Source organism: Streptomyces sp. CB02261 (genome assembly GCF_001905665.1).
In the GTDB taxonomy this organism is placed as follows: domain Bacteria; phylum Actinomycetota; class Actinomycetes; order Streptomycetales; family Streptomycetaceae; genus Streptomyces.
The window spans coordinates 603229-613689 of the sequence record NZ_LIVX01000005.1 but is presented as its reverse complement, the minus strand read 5'-3'; the positions used below and the strand labels follow the sequence as shown (position 1 = coordinate 613689).

At 65.5% G+C, this 10461-nt stretch carries 4 protein-coding genes; all 4 read right to left on the bottom strand.

What is annotated here, in order from left to right:
- Positions 1–305: 305 nt before the first annotated feature.
- On the bottom strand, positions 306–740 hold the full coding sequence (locus AMK29_RS20290) for a contact-dependent growth inhibition system immunity protein (protein ID WP_073814706.1): 435 nt from the start codon (positions 738–740) through the stop codon (positions 306–308).
- A 277-nt stretch (positions 741–1017) separates the two neighbouring features.
- Positions 1018–2310, bottom strand: coding sequence for an IS256 family transposase (locus AMK29_RS20285; protein WP_073814704.1), 1293 nt, complete (start codon positions 2308–2310; stop codon positions 1018–1020).
- A gap of 260 nt (positions 2311–2570) precedes the next feature.
- Positions 2571–2831, bottom strand: a complete 261-nt coding sequence (locus tag AMK29_RS36215) for a hypothetical protein (RefSeq protein ID WP_143202926.1) — start codon at positions 2829–2831, stop codon at positions 2571–2573.
- Between the two features lie 534 nt (positions 2832–3365).
- Positions 3366–10415 carry a polymorphic toxin-type HINT domain-containing protein gene (locus AMK29_RS20275; protein WP_241845543.1) on the bottom strand — a complete coding sequence of 2350 codons (7050 nt, stop codon included), beginning with the start codon at positions 10413–10415 and terminating at the stop codon, positions 3366–3368.
- Positions 10416–10461: the final 46 nt, after the last annotated feature.

The following is a 10461-nucleotide window of genomic DNA, read 5'->3' as shown; positions in this document are numbered from 1 at the left end:
GCTGCGCTCCCCCGCCTCAATGGTCCTTCCGGCTGCGCCTCCAGTCCCTTGGGGCCCGCTGATGCGGGCCCGGGCTGGCTGTGAGGGCGGGGGTCTGCGTTTGTGTGGGCTTCAGTGTGCCGCGTGCATCACACTGAAGCAGCATGTAGCTTTGGCGGAAAAGCGAGACACCCAAAACCACCCGGGAACCTTCCCAATTCCGAGAGGAACGACTGCGGATGGCCAGTCACCACGAATCTAGACCAGCCCAGCCCACTCCGAGACGATGATTCGCTGGGCCATGATCGGCATCATGGCCCGCCTGCTCACCCGGGGCCGTGCTGCGCCCTGGCCCACGACCGCTCGTTCGGAGCCAAGAACCCATCAACCTCGCGCTTCAGGACGGGCGGTACCTCCGCCAACTCCGAGACGATCAGGCGGACCTCCCGCCCGAGCTCGGGAGACTCACTCCAGCACTCCGCACTCCTGGTGAGCACGGCAGCCAGCAGATCGCCCTCGTACATGTCGCCTTCCGCCAGGGGGTCGACCCGGAGGACCTCCACCGCCAGGGGCAGGAGATAGGCAAGGCCCACGTCTTGCCTGATCAGCAGCCGCACGTCTTCGACCGTCAGGCCACCGAGCGGCTTGCGCCGAAGCTCACGCACCATCGCCATCAGCCGGGTTCCCCCACCCGACAAGGCCGACCAGCGGTCGCGCTCAAGCTCCTGAAGGGAGCGGTCACGGTTCACGAGTCGAGTCACCGACCGATCGTCCCATGCCAGATCTCAAACGCCTCTCAGTAGCAGAGACCGCACAGGCCGTCCTCGTACGCCTACACGAGCGACAGCGAACCTTCACTGGAAAGCGACACCAGCCATCACCAAAAAACGACACCCCCACAACCCACCCAACCCTGCCACAAGGAGCAATGCCACCCTGACCCCGTGCAGAACGCTGCCACCGTCCACTGCAACTCACACGTCGCGCATCAACCACTTTGGGTCTGTCAATCGAACGGTGTAACGAGGGTGGTTGGGGTTACTGACGAGTTGCGGAGAGCCGGCCGTCGAAGGTGATGTCGAAGGCATTCAGAGCGGTCTTCCAGCGCAGGGTCCAGCGGGCCTGACCCTTGCCGGTCGGGTCGAGCGACATGATCGCCATGTAAACGCACTTCAACGCGGCCTGCTCGTTCGGGAAATGCCCGCGGGCCTTGACCGCCCGCCGGATCCTGGCGTTCACCGACTCGATCGCGTTGGTCGTGCAGACGATGCGGCGGATCTCGGTGTCGAACCGCAGGAACGGGGTGAACTCCTCCCAAGCGTTCTCCCAGAGCCTGATGATCGCCGGATACTTCCGGCCCCACGTGTCAGCGAACTCGGCGAACCGCTCCAGCGCGGCCTCCTCGGTCGCGGCGGTGTAGACGGGCCTGAGGACCTTGGCGATCTTGTCCCAGTCCTGGCGGGCGGCATAGCGGAAGGAGTTCCGCAGCAGGTGGACCACGCAGGTCTGCACGATCGTCTGCGGCCAGACGGTCTCGACCGCGTCGGGCAGGCCCTTCAGCCCGTCGCAGACCAGCATGAGGACGTCGTTCACGCCGCGGTTCTTGATCTCGGTAAGGATGTGCATCCAGTGCTTGGCGCCCTCGCCACCATCCCCGGCCCACAGCCCCAGGATCTCGCGCCGGCCCTCGACGGTGACCGCCAGTGCCACGTAGATGGGCCGGTTGGCGACGGCCCCGTCGCGGATCTTCACGTGAATCGCGTCGATGAAGACGACCGGATAGACCGGGTCGAGGGGCCGGTTCTGCCATTCGGCCATGCCCTCGAGGACCTTGTCGGTGATCGTGGAGATCGTCTGGCGTGAGACGTCGGCGCCATAGACTTCGGCCAGGTGGGCCTGGACCTCGCCGGTGGTCAGGCCCTTCGCGGACAGCGAGATGACCATCTCGTCCACGCCGGTCAGACGCTTCTGCCGCTTCTTGACGATCTTCGGCTCGAACGATCCGTCGCGGTCACGCGGCACGGTTATCTCCACCGGGCCGACGTCCGTCAGCACGGTCTTCGCACGGGTGCCGTTGCGGGAGTTGCCGCCGTTCTTCCCGGCCGGATCGTGCTTGCCATAGCCGAGGTGGTCGGTGATCTCGCCCTCCAGGGCGGACTCCAGCAGCCGCTTCGTCAGCTGCTGGAGCAGTCCGCCCTCGCCTGTCAGCTGCAGGCCCTCGGCATGGGCCCGGGAGACCAGCTCGTTGATCAGCCGGTCGTCCACCGCCCTCGCCGGCTGAGGCTCTATCGCCTCGCTGATCTCGGCCTCGGGCACGTTCTCACCGGTCATCGGTGCATCCTCCATGATCGGGAGTTACACCGAACGATTTACAGTCCCCGATGTCCTCCCGCGCCGGCCACGACGTGGCTTGGGGCCGCGGCGGTTGAGGCGGCCGGAGCTTGCAGTGCTCGGCAAAAGCCGTCAGAGACGGTAGTCCCTCGCTTCCCAGCGGATCTGCTGAAGAGGGCTCCACTGGTGCCCTCTCCAAGGCGATTTTTGCTGTGGGATACCCGGCACTTCGGTGAGAGGGCGGTATTTGACGCCGCACGTCATCCACAGGCGCATGGAGTGGTGCGAGATGAAGCTGCCCCGCCGAGGTTGGCGACGGTGCGGCCGGTGGTGGCACAGTCGGCGGTCTTGGGTGTCCAGGCGTCGGTCAGGCGGCGCTGGCCGTCGTAGGTGAAGCACTGGAAGTCGGCGCCGTTGCCGGTGTTTGCGTGGTCGAAGATGGAGGTGACGTTGCCGCCAAAGCGCCAAGACGCCCCACCGGTAATCAATCCGGTGGGGCGTCTTCTTCTGGGCAGAGCCACGACGTCAGGCTGGCTCAGACCCACGAATCCGCAGGCGCCATGATGCTTATCGTCCTGCGACGTGGATCACCATTGGACGCATATCATCATCCGCAGCTTCGGCCCGGAATCCAGCCGATTTTAGAATTCCGATAATTGCATCCCTCATGTGCGAGGAAATCGCCCCAGAATGTCGAATGACAGGAGCCGACAGCTCGTGATTCCGCATGCTCTCAGCCACTGCCCGGGAAATAGCCGGGTCAGGGCGCCATGCCACGAATACACCCCCCGCCTCGTCATCGCCAGCGTCAACCTCAACCTCCGCCCCTACTGACCCCACCGCGTTAGCCATCTGAAAGGCGGGGATCCCCGCCAGTCGGAGCTCCCGGCAAACTTGACCAGCCAGCTGGTTTCGATCGGCGAGAATGTCGTCGGGAGCGTTGTCGAAGTCAGACATGCATGAACACCCGGCCTATGTTTAGAAGTTGATGTTTTCCGGATGTGCGGTGGGTACTCTAAGCACCCACCGCACTCTCTTAGGCTAGCGCGCCCCGATCAGCGGCCACCAGCAGCCGCGATCATCTGCCTGAGTAGCTCGTTGGATGCTGCATTCATTGTCGCGTCAGATCCCCACGGCACCGACCAACTAACCGGGGTTCCCGGGCTGAGGGCGCCATCCAGCATGGGTCCACATGTCGGGCAAGGCTGACGCTCGCTGTAGAGATGCGAAACTTTGTCCGGCTTGACCCCCTTGGCTGCCAACTGGTCCAGAATGTGGTTCTCCGAGTGGTAGCCGTTGCCCTTGCTGAAGCCAATAACGAGGTCACCAGTCTTGGGGTTATTCCATCCCGGGACTCGCGCAACTGCAACATTCCGCCCCGGGCTAATCCCGGCCGCAACCCGGGCGTTATAAGCCGCACTGCTCAGCTCATTCCCGTTATACGGGACCTCCCCGCACTTGTTGTGCACCAGAACCGGCGTGTTCCCAGCGAGCACATAGTACGTGTGGAGGTCGGCAACGGTGAAGTTGTACGTCTTTACGTACTTTACGGAGGAGTTATTCCCCTTGACGACGACAGTGTTGCCCTTATCCGTCAACAAGGTCATGCCGGGCTGCAGGTCCTTGGCGGCGACCCAGGCGTGCTGAGAGGGTGACCAGAAGGGGTGCTCTGCTGTGGCCGTAAGGTTCTTAGCACCGTCTGGAGTCGCGATGGAAAGCGTGTTGAGGTGCTTGGCCTCTTGGGTGCGGATCAGTTGGGTAACCGGTCGTGCACCGGATTCCCCAGTTTCGGGGTCGGTCGCTAGGACCTTATCGCCAACCTCGACGTCCTGGATTTCTTTCTTAGTACCGTCGGCCATGAGGACGAGCGTCCCGGCAAGGAAGCACTGGCCGCCAGTTGGCAGACGCTTGCTGAGACCAAAACCTCCGCCGGCGCCAGCTTCCCTGTGGGCCAGCATCGCTCCGATGAATCCAGGGACTTGGTACCAGTCAGATCCAGTATTGACTCCTTGCTCGAGCATCCACTGGTCATAGTCGCTGCCGTAGTCACAGCCGGGCGCTCCTGCTCCGCTCTGTCCCGAGCCGTTCCCTCCCCAGCAGTCGCCGTCGGCTATCCAGCCGAAGAGTGATGCGAAATCAGCGACATTTCTGATGGTCCCGTAGAAGACCTGGTCGACAGGTGTGGAGCCGTAGTTCTTATAAAACCGCTTTGGCGATCCGCCTCCGCCAGTAGTGGCTGCGGTGCCGCTCGAGTCTCCCGTACTGGTCGTTGCAAGGGTGGTTGCATCCGGCTTCGGAGGACCGGGTACCACTCCGGGCGTGGTGTTCTCGAATCCGGCCCCAGGTCGCGTCGGGCAGTCGACTTCGGCGCACATGCCGGTGGGGTCCGACGTGGTGGCGGGGTTGTTGCCGGCGTAGCTGTAGCCGTTCATCGAGCCGGGGGCGTCGGGCGTGAGAAGGGGGTCGACGCTGACGAACTGACCGAGGGTGGGGTCGTATTCGCGGGCGCCGATGTGGGTGAGGTTGGTACCCGTATCAGCGGTCTTGTCGAGGAATGCCTTGTCGTCGGGCCAGGTGCCGCTGGTGGTGCCGCGGGCAGCGCCGAAGGGGGTGGTGTAGCGCTTGGTCAGGGCCTGGGTCACGTCTCCGGTGAGAGAGAGGTTTCCGGTGCCGTGATGGTCGGCGGCGAGGAAGTGGAGTTTTTCGGTGCCGGTTTCGTTGGTGCGCAGAGCGATGGTGGAGCCGGCCGCAGTGTAGTAGCGGTTGGCCCACTTCTTGGTGCCCTTGAGGTGGACTTCGGTGGCGCCGAGGTAAAGGACGGTCTCACCGCTGGTGCCGGAGGCGCGGCGGATGAGGAGCTCGCCGTCGGCGTCGTAGAGGTAGTCCGTGGTGCTGGTGCCTTCGGTGAGCTTGGTGAGCTTGCCTTCGGCGGACCAGGTCAGGGACTGGGTGGTGGTGCTGCCTGCTGTTTCGACGCGGGCGGTGGTGTTGCCGGTGGCGTCGTAGGTGTAGCGGGTGGTTTCGTCGGTGCAGTTGCCGTCGGTCGTGGTGGCCTTCAGCGCGTGCGTGCGGGGGGTGTTGTAGCAGTAGGTGCGGGTGACGGGGGTGGTGGTGTTCTGCTTCTCCGTAGCCCGTTGCCCTGCTGTGTTATAGGTGTAGCTGGTCCAGTAGGGGGCGGCTCCGCCGATGTTGGCGACGGTGCGTCCTGTGGTGGCGCAGGCGGCTGTCTTTGGTGTCCAGGCTTCGGTCATGCGGCGTTGGCCGTCGTAGGTGAAGCATTGGAAGTCGGCGCCGTTGCCGGTGTTGGCGTGGTCGAAGATTGATGTGACGTTGCCGGCTGGGTCGTAGGTGTAGGCGGTGTCGCGGACTGCGCCGCGGGTCTGGTCGTCGACGTCGGCGTCGGTAAGGCGGCCGGTGCCTTCCTCGTAGAAGTTGGTGAGGAAGACCTTCTTGGTGCCAACGGCGCTGGAGGTGCCGAAAATGAGCTGCTGTACCTGCCCGAGGTCGGTGTAGGAGGCGCCCTGAAGGTAGCCGGAGGTACCGGAGAGGCCGATGGGCAGGCCGTAGGGGTTGTAGTTGGTGCTGACGATCTCGCCGGTGAGGCCGCCGCCTGCCGGTTCGGTGGTGCTGCCGACCGTGCCGTCGAGGCGGTAGCTGACCTTGGCTGTGGTGGTGGCTGTGACGGCTCCTGTGGTGACTAGGGCGTCGTCGGCCGGGAGGGTCAGGGTTGTGGTGGTCGGCCGGCTCATGGAGTCATAAGAGGTGACCTTCTTGGTATAGGTCTTGCTGCCGGTCTGACCCTTGCCTCCGGTGTAGCGGATGGAGGCATCGGGCAGGCCCTTGAGGATCGCGTCGTAGGTCCACTCCGCAAGGCGGTTGGCATCGGTGGCACTGTTCTGCCAGAGGCCGGTCTTGCGACCGATCTCGTCGTAGCCGTAGACGAGGACCCGCTGTTCCGCGTCCTTGGTCATCTGGATCTGGTCGAGATCGGTGTAGGACGTGCTGGACGTGCCCTTGTCGGGGTCGGTCGCGGTGTCCTGCCGGCCGTAGAGGTCGTAGGTGTACGACCACTTGGCGTTGTCGGGCCCGGTGACCTGCTTCTGCTTGCCGTCGCGGAAGTAGCCGTACTTGACGGACGTGTAGGAGGTTCCGAGGGTTCCGCCGTAGGCGGTGTCGTCGGGCTGGGTGCCGGCGTAGGTGCGGGTCTCGGTGGTGCGGCCCAGGGGGTCGGTGATGGTGCGGCTTGCGGTGCCGCCTTGTTGGGCGGTGGTGGCCACGGAGTCGCCGGTGTAGGTGGTGACGACGGGATTGAACTTGGGCACGCCCTTGACCAGGAGGGTGGACTTCACCGGGCGGCCCAGGCCGTCGAACTCCATGTTGTACTGCTGGGGTGCGCCGCCGTACTCGGCACGGCTGTAGGTGCTGTCGGGTGCGGTGGTGGAGTCGAAGACGTCGGCGTAGGTCTCGTAGGCCAGGCCGCGGTCGTTGTAGCGGGTGTCGGTGAGGATCCGGCCGCCGTTGGGGGCCGGGGTCTGGGTCTGGAGGGGGCGGAGCAGGGAGTCGAACAGGCTGTAGCTGGTGGTGTAGGACTGTCCGTCGGCCTTGAGGGTGGAGACCGAGGTCCAGGAGGGGTCCTTGGTCTGGTTGATGCCGTAGTCGAAGGTGGCGGTGGCGGTGTCGCCGCCGGACTTGGAGCGGTTGGGCGCCCAGGTCGCGGTGATGCGGCCGAGTGCGTCGTAGGTGTTTTCGATCCGCTTGAGGTTGGCGTCCAGGGTCTGGGTCACCGAGCCGCGGGCGGGGTCGTAGTAGGTGTAGGACCTGTGGGCCTGGCCGTTGGCGAGTGTCGGCTTGGTGACGATCGTGGCTGTGAGCGGGCCCGTGGTGGCCGGGACATATGCCGTGGTGGTGACCTTGCCGGCGGCGTCGGTCACGGTGAGGGGGCGGCCGAGTTTGGCGGTGGCGCCGTCGTAGGTGACCTTGGTCAGCGTCTGCCAGCCGGTGGGGTGACGGTCGGCGGTGTTGCCGGTGACGGCGGCCGGGTAGCCCTTGGCGCGGCCGGTCCAGGTGGGCAGGCCGAGTGTGAGCGTCTGGTCGGCGGTCCAGCCGGTGGCTGTGGGGTCGTCGTAGACCACTGCCGTGTCGGACAGGATGTCGCCGCGTTGGTCCGGGGCCTCGGTACTCGTGTACTTGTGGGTGATGCTGGTGGGCATCTTCAGCAGGTCGTCGGTAACGGAGCAGGCTTGGCCGACGGTGCGTGTGCGGGAGACCAGGCTGGTCAGGCCCTTGGCGTCGTTACGGGTGTACCAGGTGCGGGTGCAGGTTTCGTCGCCGGCGGTCGACCAGTCGCCGTGGTTGTCCGACCGGATGGCCATGCCGTAGCCGTCGTAGGTAGTGCTGACAGCTGTGGTGCGCCACTTCTTTGCGGCGGTCAGGTAGGTGTTGGAGTAGGTCCCTGCGGTGCGGACGTAGCCGGCCGTGATGTGGGCGTAGGACTTCTGCTGGCTGGCGGTCTGCTTGTACCAGAGGTCGTTAACCTGGTTGCCGACCGCAAGGGTGCCGTTGTAGGCGATCTGCTGGCGCAGCTGGCCGGCGTACTGTTCGCTGTCGGTGACGTTGCCGACCGTCACTTCGTCGCCGGTGTTGCCGGCGATGTTGTCGATGTCGATGCCCGGAATGGTGACGCTCTTGGTCAGCGGGTTTCCGTTGGCGTCCTTGGCCAGGCGGCGGTCGCCGTGCATGCCCTGCATGTACAGGCTGACGGTCTTGGAGCGGGTGTTGCCGGCTGCTCCGGTGTGGGCGGTCACCTTCTGGTAGCCGCGCCAGGAGGACCAGGTGCGTTCCTTCTCCTTGGTGAAGGGGTCGTCGTTGTAGTGCCAGGCCGGTCCTTCGTAGGTGTAGGCGTTTTCTACGGGCACGTTGCGGCCGCCGGTGTCGGCTGTGGTGACCGCGATGACCCGGTACTTGTTGAACCAGTCGAGCTGCGGGTCGCCGCCGTTGACCGGCCAGTAGACCGGGTAGCAGGAGAGGGTGTTGTTGTCCTCGGCCACGGGCATCCGCGATCCGCGGAGGCAGTCCGGCTCGGAGAGGGCGACGGTGGTGATGGCGCCCGTCTCGGAGGTGATGGTGGAGATCCGCGGGCGGGTCAGCGGCACGACATTGTCTGGCTCCTCCGTGCTGGCCTGTTCGACGCGGTTGGCGCGCTGCTGGTAGGTGAAGCCGATGGTCGGCAGGGCAAGGGCGGTGCCGTTCTTGCCGGTCCGCTTCAGTCCGGTCAGGGTCCAGACCTGGTCGGAGCTGTTGCCGATGTCCTGGCCGTCGAAGATGTCCTGGGTGAGGGTGTAGGTGTCGACCGGCTGGTAGGCGTCGGGCTCGGCGGCCGTGGACCAGACGTGGGTGTTGATGCCGGTGAGGATCTTCCGGGTGAAGAACGCCGGGCCGATGGCCTTGCAGTCCGTCTCGCTCGCGGTGCAGATCGAGTCGAAGGGCACGTCCGGCCAGTTCTTGGCCGTGTCCTCGGTCAGGGCGTCGCAGCCCCCGCCGATGTCCTTGCAGCGTTCCTTGTGGTCGAACGTCACCTTGCCCGAGGCGGTGCCGGTGAACAGGGTGTCGGAGCGCTGGCCGTACCGGATCTCGTGCAGGTACCCGCCGCGGGTGTACTTGGCGAGGGCGGTCTTGTCGCCGTTCTTCGCGTAGTAGTTTGTGTCCGCTTCGTACCAGTAGGTGGAGGCGTTGCCGTGGATGTCCTCGACCAGGTCGAGGTTCCAGCGCCATGCCTGCTGCTTAGCACGGCCGGAAGGGGACGTTCCGGAGGAGTAGCCGGGTTCGCCGGCATCGTCGCCGAAGACCGGCACGGTCCATACCGAGTTGGTGCGCTCGGTGCCGGCGCCGGCGAGCTTGTTCAGGCCGAAGGTGTAGGTGGTGCCGTTGCCGGTGACGACCTTCCAGTACTCGCCGGCGCCGTCGATGCCGTCGTCGCCTTCGTCGGCGTTGTCGGCGCCGGTCGCATGGGTGACGATGGAGGCGTCGTCGTTCTTCAGCCGCCAATGGTTGCTGGTGTCGTCCTTGACGAGTTCGGTGGCCTTGCCGTTCAGGACGAGAGAGGCGTTCTCGTACTTCCAGCACTGGTCGTGCTTGCCGGTCTGACCGTCGTCGTCGCACGAGCCGTATTTGCGCTCAATGTACGACGACGTGAGGTCGAAGCCCTCACCGACCAGGGAGCCCTGGTTGTTGGTGTTCGCCGTGCGGCCGTCGACGCTGCCTGAGTCGTAGGAGAGTCCCAGAGACGGGGCGGGTCCGGCAGCTGCCGGAGGTACTGAGATCGGGTAGGACCAGGTGAACGAGCCCGAGGAGCCGCCGGCCTCCCAGGAGGAAGAGCTTGCCAGCGGGGTCGCCTTGTAGTCGCCCGCGCCCTTGTCCGAACCGCCCGTCGTCGTGGCCGTGAGGGCCAGCACCTGTGGTGCGGCGTTGACCTGTGCCAGGTTCGCGGTGACAGTCTGATCCTCGGCCTTGTTCTGCGAGCTGATCAGTGTCGTCTTGCGGCACTCGGCCTTCTGCGGAGTGGTCAGCGCACACACCGGAAACGACACGAGACCCAATCGGGTGGCCCACGCGCCACCGATCGCAGAACCGAAGGAGCTGTAGTCGACCTCGACCTGTGCGGCCCCCGCGCCCTGGGCCGCCACGGTGAACAGCACGCCGGTCACGCCGGCCGCTCGCGCTGCTTTCTGGTCGAGCACCTTCACTGTCGAAGTGCCGGACGCGGGGTGCTGGACGAACCGGGCCTCTCCCGCTCTCTCCACGCCGCGCAGGTGTACCAGCGCGGTGCCGTCGGAGGCGGGGGCCGGGGTCAGTCGGCCGCTCAGCGTCTGCGCTTTCGGCCAGACGTTCCGGGCGCGTTCCTGGTCGGCCAGGTCCGACAGGCGGCGGTTGGCCGCCCGGTCCTGCGCGACCTTGGCGCGTTCCTTCTTCGCGCCCGGTTCGGTGACGGCGTGCACCTTCACCGGTGCGGAGGCGGGGACCTCCGGGCGACCCGGAACCTGCGCGGCCTGAGCCAGGGGCACCAGCGGTGTGGGTATGGACAACGCCAACGCCAGGATGCCGATCACGGCACCTCGGCGTCTGCGCAGACGAGTACGTCTGGACACGACGAAC